The 16,284-nt window shown below is 67.8% G+C and carries 15 protein-coding genes; 4 read left to right on the top strand and 11 right to left on the bottom strand.

Annotated elements, in window-relative coordinates; all coding sequences use genetic code 11:
• Positions 1-92: 92 nt before the first annotated feature.
• Positions 93-1,643 (top strand): AMP-binding protein, encoded by a 1,551-nt coding sequence (locus tag H6900_09725; GenBank protein ID MCC0073555.1) that lies wholly within the window; start codon positions 93-95, stop codon positions 1,641-1,643.
• Here H6900_09725 and H6900_09720 read toward each other — a convergent pair.
• The 8 genes from H6900_09720 to H6900_09685 form a co-directional block, all read right to left on the bottom strand.
• Positions 1,634-2,632: an aldo/keto reductase gene (locus tag H6900_09720; protein MCC0073554.1), complete on the bottom strand. Its 999-nt coding sequence runs from the start codon at positions 2,630-2,632 to the stop codon at positions 1,634-1,636. The two genes, H6900_09725 and H6900_09720, sit on opposite strands and share 10 nt — an antisense overlap.
• Positions 2,633-2,751: 119 nt before the next feature.
• The gene (locus H6900_09715; GenBank protein MCC0073553.1) at positions 2,752-4,494 is read right to left on the bottom strand and encodes a DUF839 domain-containing protein; all 1,743 of its coding nucleotides are present in this window, start codon (positions 4,492-4,494) and stop codon (positions 2,752-2,754) included.
• 268 nt (positions 4,495-4,762) lie between these two features.
• A complete protein-coding gene (locus H6900_09710) occupies positions 4,763-5,503 on the bottom strand; it encodes a YebC/PmpR family DNA-binding transcriptional regulator (GenBank protein MCC0073552.1) in 741 nt (246 codons plus the stop codon).
• A gap of 157 nt (positions 5,504-5,660) precedes the next feature.
• Positions 5,661-6,170 carry a CarD family transcriptional regulator gene (locus tag H6900_09705; GenBank protein ID MCC0073551.1) on the bottom strand — a complete coding sequence of 170 codons (510 nt, stop codon included), beginning with the start codon at positions 6,168-6,170 and terminating at the stop codon, positions 5,661-5,663.
• A 269-nt stretch (positions 6,171-6,439) separates the two neighbouring features.
• Positions 6,440-6,778, bottom strand: coding sequence for a ferredoxin family protein (locus tag H6900_09700; GenBank protein MCC0073550.1), 339 nt, complete (start codon positions 6,776-6,778; stop codon positions 6,440-6,442).
• Between the two features lie 55 nt (positions 6,779-6,833).
• Positions 6,834-7,214 carry an RNA-binding S4 domain-containing protein gene (locus tag H6900_09695; protein ID MCC0073549.1) on the bottom strand — a complete coding sequence of 127 codons (381 nt, stop codon included), beginning with the start codon at positions 7,212-7,214 and terminating at the stop codon, positions 6,834-6,836.
• A 1-nt stretch (position 7,215) separates the two neighbouring features.
• The gene (locus tag H6900_09690; protein MCC0073548.1) at positions 7,216-10,116 is read right to left on the bottom strand and encodes a helicase; all 2,901 of its coding nucleotides are present in this window, start codon (positions 10,114-10,116) and stop codon (positions 7,216-7,218) included.
• Between the two features lie 36 nt (positions 10,117-10,152).
• Positions 10,153-10,620 carry a tetratricopeptide repeat protein gene (locus tag H6900_09685; protein ID MCC0073547.1) on the bottom strand — a complete coding sequence of 156 codons (468 nt, stop codon included), beginning with the start codon at positions 10,618-10,620 and terminating at the stop codon, positions 10,153-10,155.
• A 169-nt stretch (positions 10,621-10,789) separates the two neighbouring features.
• Here H6900_09685 and H6900_09680 point away from each other — a divergent pair, with 169 nt between their 5' ends.
• The 3 genes from H6900_09680 to H6900_09670 all read left to right on the top strand — a co-directional run bounded on the left by H6900_09680 (position 10,790) and on the right by H6900_09670 (position 12,325).
• Positions 10,790-11,077, top strand: a complete 288-nt coding sequence (locus tag H6900_09680) for an SCP2 sterol-binding domain-containing protein (GenBank protein ID MCC0073546.1) — start codon at positions 10,790-10,792, stop codon at positions 11,075-11,077.
• 3 nt (positions 11,078-11,080) lie between these two features.
• Positions 11,081-12,001 carry an alpha/beta hydrolase gene (locus tag H6900_09675; protein ID MCC0073545.1) on the top strand — a complete coding sequence of 307 codons (921 nt, stop codon included), beginning with the start codon at positions 11,081-11,083 and terminating at the stop codon, positions 11,999-12,001.
• Positions 12,002-12,064: 63 nt separating this feature from the next.
• A complete protein-coding gene (locus H6900_09670; GenBank protein MCC0073544.1) occupies positions 12,065-12,325 on the top strand; it encodes a hypothetical protein in 261 nt (86 codons plus the stop codon).
• Between the two features lie 5 nt (positions 12,326-12,330).
• Here H6900_09670 and H6900_09665 read toward each other — a convergent pair whose 3' ends face one another.
• From H6900_09665 to H6900_09655, 3 genes are read right to left on the bottom strand one after another with little or no spacing between them, the layout of a single operon-like run.
• Complete coding sequence (locus tag H6900_09665) at positions 12,331-13,416, bottom strand: phospho-N-acetylmuramoyl-pentapeptide-transferase (GenBank protein ID MCC0073543.1); 1,086 nt, start codon at positions 13,414-13,416, stop codon at positions 12,331-12,333.
• Between the two features lie 4 nt (positions 13,417-13,420).
• Positions 13,421-14,821 carry a UDP-N-acetylmuramoyl-tripeptide--D-alanyl-D-alanine ligase gene (locus H6900_09660; GenBank protein MCC0073542.1) on the bottom strand — a complete coding sequence of 467 codons (1,401 nt, stop codon included), beginning with the start codon at positions 14,819-14,821 and terminating at the stop codon, positions 13,421-13,423.
• Positions 14,822-14,823: 2 nt separating this feature from the next.
• A complete protein-coding gene (locus H6900_09655) occupies positions 14,824-16,281 on the bottom strand; it encodes a UDP-N-acetylmuramoyl-L-alanyl-D-glutamate--2,6-diaminopimelate ligase (protein MCC0073541.1) in 1,458 nt (485 codons plus the stop codon).
• Positions 16,282-16,284 lie beyond the last annotated feature (3 nt).

The raw sequence follows: 16,284 nt of genomic DNA, 5'->3' as shown, positions 1-16,284 counted from the left end.
AAAACCGGGCGCGGGCGCGCCGCAGGCGGGCCTGCTTTTCCGCTTTCCCTGTTGCCGCGCGGTGCTAAGCTTTGCGACCAGGAGGACCCCACATGACCATCATCCGCAGCCCCTATCCCGACGTTCCGATCCGCGATCTGTCGATCACCGAACTGGTGTTCGCGGGCATCGACCCCGCGCAGGCGATCCTGATCGACGGCCCGACCGGTCGCGAGGTCACCGGCGCGCAATTCATCGGCGGGGTCAAGGCGTTGGCTGGCGGGTTGACGGCGCGCGGCTATGCGCCGGGCGGTTGCGTCGCGCTGATGGCGCCCAACATCCCCGAGTTCTGCACCGTCTTTCACGCCGTCGCCTGGGCGGGGGGCACGGTCACCACGGTGAACCCGACCTACACCGCGCATGAATTGCGACACCAGTTGAACGACGCGGGCGCCGAGTTGCTGGTGACCGTCGCACCCTTCCTGGACACCGCCAGAGAGGGGATCAAGGGCACCAGGGTGCGCGAGATCGTGGTCATCGGCCCCGGCGTGGACGAGGTGCCCGGGCTGGCCGCGTTCATGGGCGCGCCGCTTGACACGCAGGCGCCGGTCGATCTGGACGCGCATGTGGTCTGCCTGCCCTATTCCTCGGGCACGACGGGCCTGCCCAAGGGCGTGATGCTGACCCAGCGCAACCTCACGGTGAACGCGGACCAGTTGCTGGCCCTGGCCGATCTGCACAGGGGCGAGCATACCGTCGCCTTCCTGCCGTTCTTTCACATCTACGGGCTGCACGTTCTGATGAACGTGTATATCGCCGCCGGCGGGTCGCTGGTGACCATGCCTCGGTTCGATCTGGAGATGTTCCTGACGCTTTGCCAGAAATACCGCACGCCGCGCATGTGGATCGTGCCCCCGGTCGCGCTGGCGCTGGCGAAACACCCGCTGGTGGACAAATTCGACCTGAGTTTCCTTGTGCAGATCAACTCGGCCGCGGCGCCCCTGGGTGCGGATGTCGCCGAGGCGATGGGCGCGCGGCTGGGCACCGCGGCGACGCAGGGCTACGGCATGACCGAACTCAGCCCCGGCAGCCATGTCTCGCCCAAGGGCAAGGGCCGCAAGGGGGCCTCGGGGGTCACCATTCCGAACACGTTGTGCCGCATCGTCGATCCCGAGACGATGACGGACGCCCCGGATGGCGCCGACGGCGAGATCTGGGTCAAGGGTCCGCAAGTGATGAAGGGCTATCTGAACAACCCCAAGGCCACTGCCGAAACCATCGTCGAGGACGGCTGGCTGCGGACCGGGGACATCGGCCATTTCGATGCCGATGGCTATCTCTACATCACCGACCGGCTGAAAGAGCTGATCAAGGTCAAGGGCTTCCAGGTGGCACCGGCAGAGCTGGAGGCGCTGCTGCTGAAGCACCCGGCGATCACCGATGCCGCCGTGATCGGCGTCGTCGATCCCGACGCCGGCGAGGTGCCGATGGCGTTCATCGTGTCGGCCAACCCGCCCTCGCTGGCCGAAGTGCAGGCCTTCCTGGACCCCGAGATCGCGCATTACAAGCAGATCCGCCGGCTTCAGGTGCTGGACACGATCCCGAAATCGACCTCGGGCAAGATCCTCAGGCGGATGCTCAGGGACCAGGTCGCTCAGCAGTAGCGCTCGGGGCCGACCCATTGCACGGCGTCGTAGCGGTCGCCGTGCGCCCAGCCCGCGGGCAGCACCGTGTCGATCCGCGCCAGGATTTCGGGCGTAAGGGTGATTTCGCCGCCGCGCAGGCATTCCTGGAAATGGCCCACCGACCGGGTGCCCGGGATCGGCAGGATGTGCGGTCCGCGGCTCAGCAGCCAGGCGTTCGCCAGCGCAGCAGCGGGTTCGCCCAACTCGGCGGCAAGCGCGCGGAACCGGTCGGTGATCGCCAGGTTGGCCTCGTGGTTGCCGGGCAGGAACCGGGGGTTGTTCTTGAGGAACGCGACCTCGGACAGGCGATCCGGGCGGATCGGGTGGTCGGTCAGCATGGAGCGCCCCACCGGCGAAAAGGCGACCAGCGCGGTGCCCAGCTCGGCGCAGGCCTGCACCAGGCCCAGTTCGGGCAGGCGGGTTTGCAGGCTGTATTCGGATTGCACCGCATCGACCGGATGCACCGCCGCCGCCCGGCGCAGCGACGCGGGCGCGATTTCCGAAAAGCCGATGGCGCGGGTCTTGCCCTTGGCCTTGAGCCGGGCCAGCGTCTCGGTCACCTCCTCGATCGGTCGCTCGGCCTCGCGGCGGTGGACATAGAACAGGTCCACATGATCGACACCCAGTCGCTTGAGGCTGGCGTCCAGCTCGGCCTCGAGATGCGCGGCGCTGTTCGAAAAGCACCGCTTGCCGTCCGCGTCCTTGGTGATCCCCGCCTTGGTGGCGATGACGAAATCCGCGCGCGCGCCGGGGTTCGCGGCCAGATAGCTGCCGATCCAGGTTTCCGACCGCCCGTTGCCGTAAACATTCGAGGTATCGAGATGGTTCGCGCCCCGGTCGCGCATCAGGTCCAGGATCGCGTGCGAGGCGCCCTCGGTCGTCGGACCGTAGAAATCCGAAAACGACATCGCCCCATAGCCGACAGGGGAAACCCGGGGTCCGTTGCGGCCAAGCCTGCGCATCTGCATGTCGTTCTCTCCCGTTCTGTGCGGTGTTCTGTGTTGCGGACGTCGGCCCCGTGGTCAAGCCCGCCCGAACAGGAAAAAGGGGCGCACGGGCGCCCCTTTCCAAACGGCACCGCGCGCCGTCAGTTCAGCGCCGGGAAGGGCCCGATATAGCCCACATAGGCGCGCGCCTCGGCGGGGTCGCGCAATTGGTCCTCGTCCGATTCGCCATAGGGGTGCTGCACCACCGCCATCAGATAGCCGTGCCCGCCGACATCGGGATACCAGTAGGGCGAGGTCGTCTCGGCGCCGTAAGGGGTCGAAAAGATGCGGGTCAACGCGCCCGAGGTCAGGTTCATCGACCAGATCACGTCATTGCGGTGCCCGCTGCCCGAATCCTCGCCGATGATGAGCGTGTCATGGCCCGGAAGGTAGGTCAGGTTGTCGGGGTTCGCGATTGCGTCGATGTCGCAGGTGTTGCCGGCCATCGGCGTGTCATCGCCATACTGCGCCGGGATGCCCGCAACCAGCGTGGTCAGGGCGGTGGCGACATAGCCCGCGTCCAGGGTCAGCGCATAGACCGCGCCGCAGCCGTTCTTTTCCAACCGGATGTCGTTGCGCCCGCCCCGGTCCTGCGACGCCGCGTCCTCCATCCCCTTGGAGACCTCGGACATCGCCAGATACAGGGTGTTGGCCTCGGGGTTGTAGGTGATGCCCTCCATCTTGCGGAACTCGGTCGTCGCGCCCATCATCGAGGCATAGCGCCGCGTTTCCAGCCGCGAGGCCAACATGTCCATCCCGTCGCGCACGCGCAGGCATTCGGCCCGGGTTTCGGCGTTCGATGCCAGGAAACCGGCGGGGCAAGTGCCGTCCTCGGCCATGGCGGCGGTGTCGAACAGGTCGTCAAAGCCGACGCCCGCCTCGACGGCCGCCCGCACACTGGCATCGTCGGCGTGGCCCAGGTCCACCCAGGCGAGGGTCGCGGCCCCGGCACCCTCGGCCGAGGTCTGGATCCAGCGCGCCGCATAAAGCTGCCCGGCCGACAGATCGCCGGCCCTGTCCGCCACGAAGCGGAACAGCCCCACGTTCGAGCCATCGTCCGAAATATAGGCGGTGCGCTGGTCGGGCATGACCGAGGCCAGTTCGACCGCGATCCGGCCCATGGCGTGGTGGCGCACCGGCGTCGCGGTGCCGCCCTCGTCAATCGTCACCTCGATCGGCGAGCCGTAGCGATAGGGGCGATAGGCCGCGCGGAAGGTCGCCAGATCCAGGCTCGCCGGGTCGATCCCCTCGTAGCGCACCATGTCAAAGGCATAGCCGTCGATGTCCGAAAGCTGCTGCGCCTCGGCGATCTGGCGGGCATCGGCGGGGTATTCCTCGGACCCGAGATGCGTGTTCCAGGGGGTCACCGAACCGGCGCAAGGCACCCAAAGACCGTTGAGGCCCGAAAAGTCGATCGGCGCGGTGGCGATCATGGTCAGCGTGCCGTCCGGCGCCTGCGCGAGTTCGCTCAGATACATCGCGCCGGGGCGGTTCTCGAAATGGGTGATGGAATAGAGGCGCCCGTTCGCCTGGATCAACGAGGTGAAGTCGGCCGAGGACGACAGGTCCGGGTGGCCTTGCGCGTCGGTGATCGTCGCGCCGCTGCGGGTGACCAGCGCGCCAAAACGGTGATCGCCATGCGCATCACCGCTGCGCGCAAAGGCATGATAACCGATCGCATGGACCTGCCCGTCCAGGGTGACGCTCTCGGACGCCAGAACCTGGCGCCGCGCGGCATCGTCGGCGGCAAAGGGCACCGGCGCAAAGGACAGCGCCTGCGCATGAGCGAGGATCGGCGCGGCGATCAGCGCCGAGGTGGCCAGAAGAAGGGAACGGCGAAGCATGTCGGGCTCCTTTGGTTGACATGCGCCGCTGTGTCGCGGCCAGGGGTAACAACCCCGTGACGGTGCGATGAAAGAAACACGACAGTCCGGCGGCGGCTGCGCGGCGCTTCAGCGCCGCGCCGGGTCGCCCGAGGGCTGCGGCCTGGAAGGCTGCCGGCCGAGGGCGAAACCGCCCCGTCCCCGCGCCGTTTCGCCCCGCAACCACGCGCGCCACGCAAAAGGGGGCCCCGTGGCCCCCTTCCCGTCCCAGCCCATGCGGCGCCCGGGATCAGAGCTGCTCCATCACCTCGTCCGAGGCTTCGAAATTCGCCGTGACGGTCTGCACGTCGTCGTCATCCTCGAGCGCGTCGATCAGCTTCATCAGCTTCTGCATCCCTTCGAGGTCCAGCTCGGTCGTGGTCTGCGGCTTCCAGACCAGCTTGGTCGATTCGGACTCGCCCAGTGCTGCCTCCAGCGCGCTCGAAACCTCGCCCACATCGGTGAATTCGCACCAGATCACATGGCCGTCCTCGCCGCTCTCCACGTCCGAGGCCCCGGCCTCGATCGCCGCGTCCATCACCGAATCCGCATCCCCCGCCGAGACCGGATACAGGATCTGCCCCATACGGTCGAACATGAACCCGACCGAGCCCGTCTCGCCCAGGTTGCCGCCGTATTTGGCAAAGACCGAGCGCACGTTCGAGGCCGTGCGGTTGCGGTTGTCGGTCATGGTCTCGACGATCACCGCCACTCCGCCCGGGCCATAGCCCTCGTAGCGGATTTCCTCGTAGCTGTCGGCATCACCGCCGGTCGCCTTCTTGATCGCGCGTTCGATGTTGTCCTTGGGCATCGACTGCGACTTGGCTTCCTTGATCGCCAGCCGCAGGCGGGGGTTCTTGTCGGGATCGGGGTCGCCCATCTTGGCGGCGACGGTGATTTCCTTCGAGAACTTCGAGAACAGCTTCGAACGGACGGCGTCCTGCCGCCCTTTGCGATGCTGGATGTTGGCCCATTTGGAATGGCCTGCCATGGGTAACTCCGGGTTTACGGATTTGTGTCAGCGTGATCGCGCAAGGCTATAGTCCAGGGCGCGGGCCGCTGTCCAGCCTCGGCCGCGCCACGAAAAACGCCCCGGGAACCCCGGGGCGCGTGCGATCGTCAGGACCGGACCGGGGGACCGGGCCGGATCAGGCCGCGCGGGCGACCAGGACCTCGTCCACCTGCTTTGCGGCGCCGGCCTCGTCGATGCCGGAAACGGCCGCGACTTCGCGGGTCAGACGCTCGAGCGCGGCCTCATAGAGCTGACGCTCGGAATAGCTCTGCTCGCGCTGATCGTCGGTGCGGTGCAGGTCGCGCACCACCTCGGCGATTGCCAGCAGGTCGCCCGAGTTGATCTTCTGCTCGTATTCCTGCGCACGACGCGACCACATGGCGCGCTTCACCCGGGCCTTGCCCTTGAGCGTCGCCAGCGCCTTGGACACGATGTCCGGCGAGCTGAGCGAACGCATCCCCACGGCGGTCGCCTTGTCGGTGGGCACGCGCAGCGTCATCTTGTCCTTCTCGAACGAGATGACGAAAAGTTCGAGCTGCATCCCGGCGATTTCACGCTCCTCGATCGAGACGATCTGACCCACGCCATGCGCGGGATAGACGACGAATTCGTTGGGGCGGAATTCGGCCTTGCGGGTCTTGCTCATTCTGGCACTTCCTCACAGAGTTGGCCCGTGATCCGGCGACAAAGACCCCACGGGAAACGACGTTTCCCGCTGGAGCGATAGCTTTGAGCCAAAAAAAACACCGCACAGGCGAGCAGCACTGACGATGCCGGGCAGATCGTTGTTGTAGCAATCTTGTAACACGAATCGGGCCCGAATCAAAGCACGGAATCGGACCCGTCGCCGCACGGCGGCGTGACGCGTGGCGCGAATGGCCGCACTGCGGCATCCGCCGTTCAATGGCCGTTACGTCAACTGCCCTGACCGGGTTTCTCCGAGAAATATCTGGTCAGCTTGTCCTTCTCGCCGTCGCGCTCCGTCGCCTCGGGCAGGGGGTCGCGGCGTTGGGTGATGACAGGCCAGACCTCGGCGTATTTCCGGTTCAGTTCGACCCAGCTTTCCAGCCCCGGTTCGGTATCGGGGCGAATCGCGTCGGCGGGGCATTCGGGTTCGCAGACGCCGCAATCGATGCATTCGTCGGGGTGGATCACCAGAAAGTTCTCACCCTCGTAGAAGCAGTCTACCGGGCACACTTCGACGCAGTCGGTGTATTTGCAAGCGATGCAGTTGTCGATCACGACATAGGTCATGGCGGGCGTCTCGCTGAGTTGCTCGTGGGGGACTTAGCGCCCTTCCCCGGATCAATCAACCCGCTGCGCCACTTTGCCCCGCGTCAAATCGGCGCCGGTCGCGTCCGGTCGGGCGCCCGCCCGGTTCGGGCCTCGGCGCGGACGGATCGGCGGGCTCGGTCGCACCAGGGGGCGAGAGGTCTTCATAGAGCGCCTGCGCCTCGGACGCGGGGCCGCGCCGGGTGCCGGGGGCCAGCACCCGGACCACCCGGACCACGCGGCCTTGCACGAATGTCAGCACGTCGCCCGCACGCACGGGTTGCGCGGGCTTCGCCACCGGCTGGCCGTTCAAGCGCATCGGCCCCGCGCAGGCGGCGGCGGCGAGGCTGCGCGATTTGAAGAACCGCGCGTGCCACAGCCACTTGTCCAGCCGGACGGAACCGGGGTCCGTGGACACCTCAGGTCTTGTCCTTCAGCCCCATCAGCGCGGCGGCGAAGGGGTTGTCGGGGTCGATCCGGTCGCGCTTGCGATCCGGGCCCGAGGTGAAGCTGCGCGGCTTCTGCGCGTCGCGACGCTGGTCGTCGCGCTTGCCGGGCTTGCCGCCCTTGGGCCGGTCGTTGCGGTCGCCCCGCGGCTTGCCCTCGGTGCGCCCGTCGCCCTTGCCATCGCCCTTTGCGGGGTCACGGCGCGGGCGATCGCCATCGCGCTTTTCGCGCGGCGCGCGCTCGCCCTGGGGCGCCTGGCCGTCGCGACCATGGTCGCGGCGCGGACCGCGGGTCTGGCGCGGACGCGGCGCCCAGCGGAAGGAATAGAAGACCTCCATCTCCTCGGCCGCAGTCGCGGTCTCGGCCGCGGTTTCGGCGCCAGATTCGGCGACCCCTTCGGCGGGCTCTTCGGTCACGATATGCGCGGCGTCAGCCTGGGCCTGGGCGCGGGCGGCGATTTCCTCGGCGCTGGCCTCGACCGAGGCCGCAGGAGAGCGCGCCTTGACCCGCTCGCCTTTTTCGGCGGCATAGCCCAGCCCCTGCATGAGATCGGCGAACTGCTCGAGCGTCATGCCGGTGATCGACAGCATTTCCGGCGCGGCCTCGAACCCGGCGCGCGCGTCGCGGGTGCGCAGGATGTCGGCCAGGCGTTCCAGCATGTCGATGCGCACCGCGCGCGACCCGGCGGGGCGATACCCCGAAAGCGTGTAATGCTGCATCGGCACGTCGGGCAGGTTCGGAATGGTCACCAGCCCGGGCGGCGGGCTTTCGGGGAACATGTCGAGCCCTTGCGCCAGCGACCACAGCACCAGCCGCAAACGCGTCGGCGCCGGCTTCAGCAACGCGGGCAGAAAGACGGTGAACTGGCCGAACCGGACGCCATGCTTGCGCAGCGCGCCGCGCGCATCCTGGTCCAGCGCCTTGACATCGTCGGCGACACCGTCGCGCGGCAGGACGCCCAGCGCCTCGACCAACTGGAAGGCAAAGCCGCGCGCCAGCCCGGTCAGGCTTTCGTCGCGTTGCAGGTTGGCCAGCGGCTCGAACTGCGCGGCGACCTTGCGGTCGATGAAGTGTTGCAGCCGGCGGCGCACCTTTTCCGCCACGTCGGCGCCGGCCTCGTCATCGACGAAGGCCACCGCCTGCGGGCGCAGCGCGTCGGGACCGGCGACCAGCTTGCCGACTGCGTCCGACCCCCACATCAGGCCACCCTGCTCGGTGAAGTCCATCTCGGTATCGGGCGCATTGTAGAACTTGTCCGCGCGCAGGTGGAACGCGGGCGCCAGCGCGGCCACGGCCGCCTGGCGGAGCGTCTTCGCCTCGTCGGGCGATGCGGTCTTGTCCTGGCGGAAGCGGAATCCCTCGAGGCGGCCGATGAACTCCCCCTCGACCGTCACTTCGCCCTTGTCGTTCACCTCGGCCACAAGGCTCTCCTTCTGGTTCAACCGGCGCAGCAGAACAGAGGTGCGCCGGTCAACAAATGTCGCGGTCAGACGCGCGTGCAAGGCATCCGACAGGCGGTCTTCTACAGCGCGCGTTTCGCCGCGCCAATGGGTTTCGTCATCGACCCAACCCGCCCGTTGCGCGACGTAGGTCCAAGTGCGGATGAACGCAAGGCGGCGCGACAGCGTGTCGATGTCCCCCTGCACCCGGTCGATGCGCGCAATCGCGCGCGCCAGCCAGTCGGTGGGGATGCGTCCCCCATCATGCAGGAAACCGAAGAGTCGCGCCAGCAGTCCGGCGTGTTCGGTGTGTGAAATGCCCCGAAAATCGGGAATCCGGCAGACATCCCACAGCAGACGCACGTCGCGCGCGTCGCGCAACCGGCCCGTCACCTCGGGCAGCGCGGCCAGGGATTTCAGCGCCATCAGGTCGTCGGCCTCGCGCACGCGGGTCAGCCACTCGTCGCGCGTGGGCGTTTCCAGACTGTGGATCAGGCGATCCACGGTGCCGAATTCCAGCCGCGCGCTGCGCCATTGCAGTTTTCGCACCGGCAGAAACTGGTGGGATTCGATCGCCTCGATCACGTCGGGTTGCAAGGGGCGGGCCTCGCCCGTGACGCCAAAGGTCCCGTCCGCGGTATGACGCCCCGCGCGGCCGGCAATCTGCGCCAGCTCGTCGGGATTGAGGGGGCGCATCCGCCGGCCGTCGAACTTGGCGGTGCCGGCAAAGGCGATGTGACGGATGTCCAGGTTCAGACCCATGCCGATCGCATCGGTCGCCACCAGGTAGTCCACGTCGCCGTTCTGGTAGAGCTCGACCTGGGCGTTGCGGGTGCGCGGGCTGAGCGCGCCCATGACCAGCGCGCAACCGCCCTTTTGGCGGCGGATCAATTCGGCGATGGCATAGACGTTCTCGACCGAGAACGCGACGATGGCCGAACGGGACGGCATCCGCGCGATCTTTTTCGACCCCGCGTAGCTGAGCGTGGACAAACGCTCGCGCCGGACGAACTGGGCCCCGGGCACCAGCGCGGCAATGGCACCCCGCATCGTGTCCGAACCCAGAAACAGCGTCTCGGTCAGGCCGCGCGCGTTCAGCAGCCGGTCGGTAAAGACATGGCCCCGGTCGGCGTCGGCGCAAAGCTGGATCTCGTCCACGGCGACGAAATCGGCACCGATTTCAAGCGGCATCGCCTCGGTCGTGCAGACCCAGTATTGGGTGCGCTCGGGCACGATACGTTCCTCGCCCGTGACCAGCGCCACCACCGAGGGGCCACGCAGCGCGACGATGCGGTCGTAGACCTCGCGCGCCAGCAGACGCAGCGGCAGGCCGATGACGCCGGTGCGGTGGGCGAGCATCCGTTCGATGGCATAATGCGTCTTGCCGGTGTTGGTCGGTCCCAGGACCGCCGTGACCCGCCCTTGCCTGCTCATGAATTGCCTCGCGTCAAGGGGGCGTCCGCGCCCGACCTAAAGGGCCGTGCCCTGCGAGGCAAGGGCCAGCCGCGAGACGGCCTCGATCACCGCCTGCTGATGCGGGTTGATGGTGAGCGAGGCGTGATAGGCCGCCAGCGCACGCTCAGGCTGGTCAAGCTGTTCGAAAATCGCGCCCAGCCCTGCCAGTGCGTTGAACTGGAAGGGGTTCAGCCGCAGCGCCTGTTGGATGTCGGACAGCGATTGCCCCAGCCGGTTGGCCAGGTAATAGGCGTTCGCGCGCGCGGCCCAGGCCTGGGCGAAATCGGGCGCGCGCTCCAGCACGAAGCTGAAGTGATCGACCGCGGTTTCCGCGTCGCCCGCGTCCAGTGCCGCCTTGCCCCGCTGAAAGATGTAGTCCAGCGCCGCCGACCCCGAATCTTCCCAGTCGCGCAGGATCTGGCGCTGGACCCGCTGCCAACGATCGTTCGCAGGGTCCGCAAGCTGTTGCAAAAGCGCGTCCATATCCTGCGCGAAGGCCCCGGTTGACGTAAACGTCAAGGTTGCCGCCACGACAAGATTGAGGATGCTGCGCGCCTGCTTCATACTACCGAGAATAGCGCGGCGCGGATCGAAAGCGAAGACCCCCGCGGCGCCGGACACGTCAATCGGCATCACGAACAGGATACAGATCATGAGCAGCATCATCGACAAGGCCGTCGAGGCCCTGCAAGGCAAGGTTTCGGGCGGTTTCGACGGCTCGGCCAAATTCGTCATCGAGGGCGAGGGGGCGATTGTCCTCGATTCGCAAGGCGTGCGCGCCGGCGACGAGGACACCAGCGTGACCTTGACCGCCTCGGCCGAGACGTTCGAGGGCATGATGAACGGCGAGGTGAACCCCACCATGGCCTTCATGTCGGGCAAGTTGAAGATCGACGGCTCGATGGGCGAGGCGATGAAGCTCGCCTCGATCCTGGGCTGAGCCATGGATGACGCCCCCCTTGACGTGTGCGGCGCACCCGAAGGGGGGCGCGCCCTGTGGTTGCGCGCCGCCGATGGCGCGCGGCTGAGGCTGGCGCATTGGCCGGGCGCCGACCCGGTGCTGATCCTGCCCGGGCGCACCGAATACATCGAGAAATACGGCCTGGTGATCGCCGATCTGGCGGCCGCGGGCCGGGGGGCGCTGGTGGTGGACTGGCGCGGACAGGGCCTGTCCGACCGCGCGCTGCCCGACCCGCTCAAAGGCGATGTGGCGGATTTCACGGCCTATCAGCACGACCTTGACGCCGTTCTGGACGCGGCAGGCCGGATCGCGCCCGGCCCCTTGCCGTGGTTGGCGCATTCCATGGGCGGCTGCATCGCGCTGCGCGGCCTGACGCGCGGGCTGCGCCCGCCGGCCGTGGCGTTCAGCGCGCCGATGCTGGGACTGGCGCAGTCGCCGGCCCTCGGGGCCCTGATCGGCGCCCTCGCGGCGGCGGCGCGCCCTTTTGGGCTGGACCGCGGCTATGCGCCGACCACCGGCCCCGATTTCGGCCTGCCCTCGATGGCGTTCGAAACGGGAAATCTGACGACCGACCGCGCGCAGTTCGACCGGATGCAGGCGCAGATCCGCACCGATCCGCGCCTGTCGCTGGGCGGGCCGACCCTGCGCTGGATGGGCGCCGCGATCGCCGAGATGCGCGCGCTGGCTGCCCTGCCCTCACCCGCGGTTCCGGCCCTTTTCGGGCTGGGCGGCGCGGAAGCCATCGTCTCGGCGCAGGCGATCCGTGACCGGGTGGCCCGCTGGCCGCAGGCGGCCCTGGCCGACTATCCGGGCGCGAAACACGAACTGCTGATGGAGCGCGACGCGGTGCGCGCCGACTTTCTGGGGCGGGTGCTGGCGCTGTTCGCTCGGGACGCCACTTGATTCAGGTCAAGGGCAAGATCGGAGAGCGCAGGCAAACTCGTTGCGCACGCAAGGAGTTTGCCCATGGGTTTCCTCAAGACACTGGACCGTCACGCTGACCTGATGAACAGGATGGGCGAGACGCTGCACGCCGATCTGGCCGAGGCCCTCAGCCATGAGGCGATCTCGGCCCAGGAGTTGCGCAACGCCATCCTGGCCTGCGTCGGATGCGAGGGCGGCGACGACTGCCCGGACTGGCTGGACCGCCACCCTGAGGGCGCCGACGACACGCCCGGCTACTGCCGCAACCGCGCGATGCTGCTGCGCCTGCGTGAACGGCTGTAGCGCGCTCAGCGGATCTTCAGCGTCGCCAGGCCGATCAGCGCCAGCACCAACGAGATGATCCAGAAGCGGATGACGATCTGCGGCTCGGCCCACCCCTTCTTTTCAAAGTGGTGGTGGATCGGTGCCATCAGGAAAACGCGGCGTCCGGTGCGCTTGAAATAGGCGACCTGGATGATGACGCTCAGCGCCTCGACGACGAACAACCCGCCGACGATCGCCAGCACGATTTCGTGCTTGGTGGCGACCGCGATCGCCCCCAGCGCGCCCCCCAGCGCGAGCGAGCCGGTGTCGCCCATGAAGACCGCCGCGGGCGGCGCGTTATACCACAGAAAGCCCAGCCCGCCGCCGGCCAGCGCGGCCGTGAAAACCAGCAGCTCGCCCGTTCCCGGAACGTAATGCACATCCAGATACGAGGTGAAATCGACCCGGCCCACGGCATAGGCGATCACCCCCAGCGTGCCGGCCGCGATCATCACCGGCATGATCGCCAGACCGTCCAGGCCGTCCGTCAGATTGACCGCGTTCGCCGATCCGACGATGACCAGCATCGCGAAGGGCACAAAGAACCAGCCCAGGTTTATGAGCGCGGTCTTGAACACCGGCAGCGCCAGTTGGCCCTGCAAATCGGCCGGGTGGGAATACATCGCGATGATGGCGGCGACCAACGCAATCAGCAGCCCCAGCGCCATGCGGATCTTGCCCGAGACGCCCTTGGTGTTGGCTTTCTTGACCTTGGCGTAATCGTCGGCAAAGCCGATCGCCCCGAAACCCAGCGTGACGCCCAGAACCAGCCAGACATAGACATTGTCGAGCCGTGCCCAGAGCAAGGTCGAAAACGTCAGCGCCGACAGGATCAGCAGCCCGCCCATGGTCGGCGTGCCCTTCTTGGTCAGCAGATGCGATTCCGGCCCGTCTTCGCGGATCGGCTGACCCTTGCCCTGGCGCCGCCTGAGCAAATTGATCAGCGGCTTGCCAAAGACAAACCCGAAAATCAGCGCGGTAAAAAACGCCGCCCCCGCGCGCACGGTGATGTAGCGAAACAGGTTGAAGGCGATGAAGGATTCGGAAAACTCGGCCAGCCAGTACAACATAGGGTCACTCTCCCGTCGGGTCCTCGGGCATGGAATGGCTCAGATGCCGCAGCGCATCGACCACGCGCGACACATAACTTCCTTTCGAGCCCTTCACCAGCACCACATCGCCGGGATGCAGCAGGTGGTGGGCGCGGTCCACCAGGTCCTCGGCCCGGGGCACGCAGCGGCCGCGCTTCGACTCGGGCAGTGCCTGCCACAGATGCGCCATGCGCGGGCCGACGCAGTGCACGACCGCCGTCACCGTCAGCGCCGGATGCCGCGCCACGGCCTGATGCAGCGCAACCTCGTCAGGGCCAAGTTCCAGCATGTCGCCCAGAATGGCGATGCGCCGCCCACCCGGTCCGGGATCGGTCGCGGCGAGAACATCGAGCGCCGCCGCCAGCGAGGCCGGGTTGGCGTTGAAGGCGTCGTCGATCAGCACCGCGCGGGCATCCGTTGCCGGGTCCAGCAAGAGGCTTTCGCGCTTGCCCCGTCCGGCCGGCGGGCGCCACCGTCCCAGTGCCTGTGCCGCCAGCGCCAGGTCGAGGTCCAGCGCCTTCGCCACCGCCAGGCACCCCAGCGCGTTGCGCGCGAAATGGGCGCCGGCATCGGCGAGGCGGATGTGATAGGTCTGACCTTCGACCCGGGCCGAGACCACAGTCGCCCCATTGGCCTGACGCATGGATGTCAGACAGACCTCGCCGCCCTCGCCAAAGCTGATCCGCGCGCGAGGCGCCGCCGATTCCAGGATCGGCGTCACGTCAAGATCATTGGGAAACACAGCAGTTCCATGGTCTTGCAAGCCAAGGTATATGTCTGACTTTTCGCGGGCGATGCCCTCGAGGGACTCGAAGGCCTCCAGATGGGCGGGGGCGACGGTGGTGATCATCGCCACATCGGGGCGCGCCAGACGGGCCAGGGGCGCGATCTCGCCGGGGTGGTTCATGCCGATTTCGACCACGGCGAAATCGGTGTCACGCGGCAGACGGGCCAGGGTGATCGGCACGCCCCAATGGTTGTTGAAGCTGGCCTCGGCGGCGTGCACGCTGCCAAAGGCATCGAGCATCGCGCGCAGCATTTCCTTGGTCGAGGTCTTGCCGACCGACCCCGTCACGCCGATGACCCGCGCCCGGGTCCGTGCGCGCCCGGCCTCGCCCAGCGCGGTCAGGCCGCGCAGCACGTCGTCCACCACCAGGCACGGCCCCGAGACGCCCGGCGGCACATGCGACACCAGCGCCGCGGCAGCGCCGTTTTCAAAGGCCTGTGCGACGAAATCATGCCCGTCGCGCGCGGCCTTGAGGGCGACGAACAGGTCCCCGGGTTGCAGGCTGCGCGTGTCGATGCTGATCCCGGTAACGGAAAATGGTGCGGTGGCAGCACCACCCGTCGCGGTTTCGGCCTCGGTCCCGGTCCAGAGCACCATCGTCACAGCCCCCCATCCAGCGCGGCCACGGCGACACTGGCCTGTTCGAGATCGTCAAAAGGATAGACCACGCCCGCCACCGTTTGCCCGGTTTCGTGTCCCTTTCCGGCAATCAGCAGCGCGTCGCCCGGTTGCAGCGCGTCCACCGCGCGCAGGATCGCCTCGGCGCGGTCGCCGACCTCGGTCGCCTCTGGGCAGGCTTTCAATATTTCTGCACGGATTACCGCGGGATTCTCGCTTCTAGGGTTGTCGTCTGTCACAAATACAACATCCGCGTTTTCCGCGGCCGCCGCGCCCATCAGCGGCCGCTTGCCGCGATCGCGGTCTCCGCCCGCCCCCAGAACGATGATCAGCCGTCCCATCACATGCGGCCTGAGCGCCTTGAGGGCGGTTTCGACGGCGGCGGGCGTGTGGGCGTAATCGACAAAGACCGGGGCGCCATTCGCGCGTGTCGCCGCCAGTTGCATCCGCCCGCGCACGCCCTTGAGATGCGCCATGGCCTGACCCGCCTCGATCGGGTCCGCCCCGGTGGCGATCACCAGGCCCAGCGCGACAAGGGCGTTCGCGGCCTGAAACCCCCCGACAAGGCCCAGGTCCACCTGCTGCACGCGCCCGTTCAGCGCAAAGCGCAGGACCTGGCCATGGGCCGAAAACCGTTGCGCCAGCAGTCGCAGATCGCAATCCGGCCCGGACCCCACCCGCACCACCGACTGCGGCACCTGCCCCGCCAGCCGCGCGCCATAGGCATCGTCGGTGTTGATCACCGCGACCCCGTCGGGCGGCAGCAGGCGCGTGAACAATCCGGCCTTGGCCTGAAAATAGGCCTCCATGCTGGGGTGATAGTCGAGATGGTCCTGCGTCAGGTTGGTGAAGCCGGCGGCCGCCAGCCGCACCCCCTCCAACCGGCGCTGATCGAGACCGTGCGACGAGGCCTCCATCGCGGCGTGGGTCACCCCTTCGGCGGCGGCCTGTGCCAACAGGCGCTGCAAGGTGACCGAATCGGGCGTCGTGTGCGCCAGCGGCATTTCCCAGGCGCCCTCGACCCCGGTGGTGCCGATGTTGATGGCGCTGAGCCCCATCGCCGTCCAGATCTGGCGCGCGAAGCTGGCAACCGAGGTCTTGCCGTTGGTCCCCGTCACCGCAACCAGGGTCGCGGGCTGATCGCCAAAGAACAATGCCGCCGCCATCGCCAGCGCGGCGCGCGCATCCTCGGCCACCACCAGCGCGGTGTCGGGGTGACGGGCCAAGGCGCTGGCGGCGATGCGCGCGCCGTCGCGGTCGGTCAGGATGGCGCTGGCGCCCATGCGCAGGGCCGGGTCGATGAACTCGGCCCCATGCATGCGCGTGCCCGGCAGCGCGGCGAACAAGGTGCCCGGCCTGACCGCCCGGCTGTCCAGCGTGATCGCCCGCACGCGCGCCCCGGCATTTCCGCCGCGCGCCGTCAGCCCCAGATCTCCCAGGCT

It is taken from the genome of Rhodobacter sp., assembly GCA_020637515.1.
Taxonomy (GTDB): Bacteria; Pseudomonadota; Alphaproteobacteria; order Rhodobacterales; family Rhodobacteraceae; genus Pararhodobacter.
The sequence above is the reverse complement of the archived record's forward strand: the minus strand, read 5'-3'. Positions and strand labels throughout refer to the sequence as shown.

Excerpts from the sequence above, each read along its gene's own strand:
- H6900_09725 (MCC0073555.1), top strand. The coding sequence starts at position 93 with ATGACCATCATCCGCAGCCCCTATCCCGACGTTCCGATCCGCGATCTG.
- H6900_09720 (MCC0073554.1), bottom strand. The coding sequence starts at position 2,632 with ATGCAGATGCGCAGGCTTGGCCGCAACGGACCCCGGGTTTCCCCTGTC.
- H6900_09715 (MCC0073553.1), bottom strand. The coding sequence starts at position 4,494 with ATGCTTCGCCGTTCCCTTCTTCTGGCCACCTCGGCGCTGATCGCCGCG.
- H6900_09710 (MCC0073552.1), bottom strand. The coding sequence starts at position 5,503 with ATGGCAGGCCATTCCAAATGGGCCAACATCCAGCATCGCAAAGGGCGG.
- H6900_09705 (MCC0073551.1), bottom strand. The coding sequence starts at position 6,170 with ATGAGCAAGACCCGCAAGGCCGAATTCCGCCCCAACGAATTCGTCGTC.
- H6900_09700 (MCC0073550.1), bottom strand. The coding sequence starts at position 6,778 with ATGACCTATGTCGTGATCGACAACTGCATCGCTTGCAAATACACCGAC.
- H6900_09690 (MCC0073548.1), bottom strand. The coding sequence starts at position 10,116 with ATGAGCAGGCAAGGGCGGGTCACGGCGGTCCTGGGACCGACCAACACC.
- H6900_09685 (MCC0073547.1), bottom strand. The coding sequence starts at position 10,620 with ATGGACGCGCTTTTGCAACAGCTTGCGGACCCTGCGAACGATCGTTGG.
- H6900_09680 (MCC0073546.1), top strand. The coding sequence starts at position 10,790 with ATGAGCAGCATCATCGACAAGGCCGTCGAGGCCCTGCAAGGCAAGGTT.
- H6900_09675 (MCC0073545.1), top strand. The coding sequence starts at position 11,081 with ATGGATGACGCCCCCCTTGACGTGTGCGGCGCACCCGAAGGGGGGCGC.
- H6900_09670 (MCC0073544.1), top strand. The coding sequence starts at position 12,065 with ATGGGTTTCCTCAAGACACTGGACCGTCACGCTGACCTGATGAACAGG.
- H6900_09665 (MCC0073543.1), bottom strand. The coding sequence starts at position 13,416 with ATGTTGTACTGGCTGGCCGAGTTTTCCGAATCCTTCATCGCCTTCAAC.
- H6900_09660 (MCC0073542.1), bottom strand. The coding sequence starts at position 14,821 with ATGGTGCTCTGGACCGGGACCGAGGCCGAAACCGCGACGGGTGGTGCT.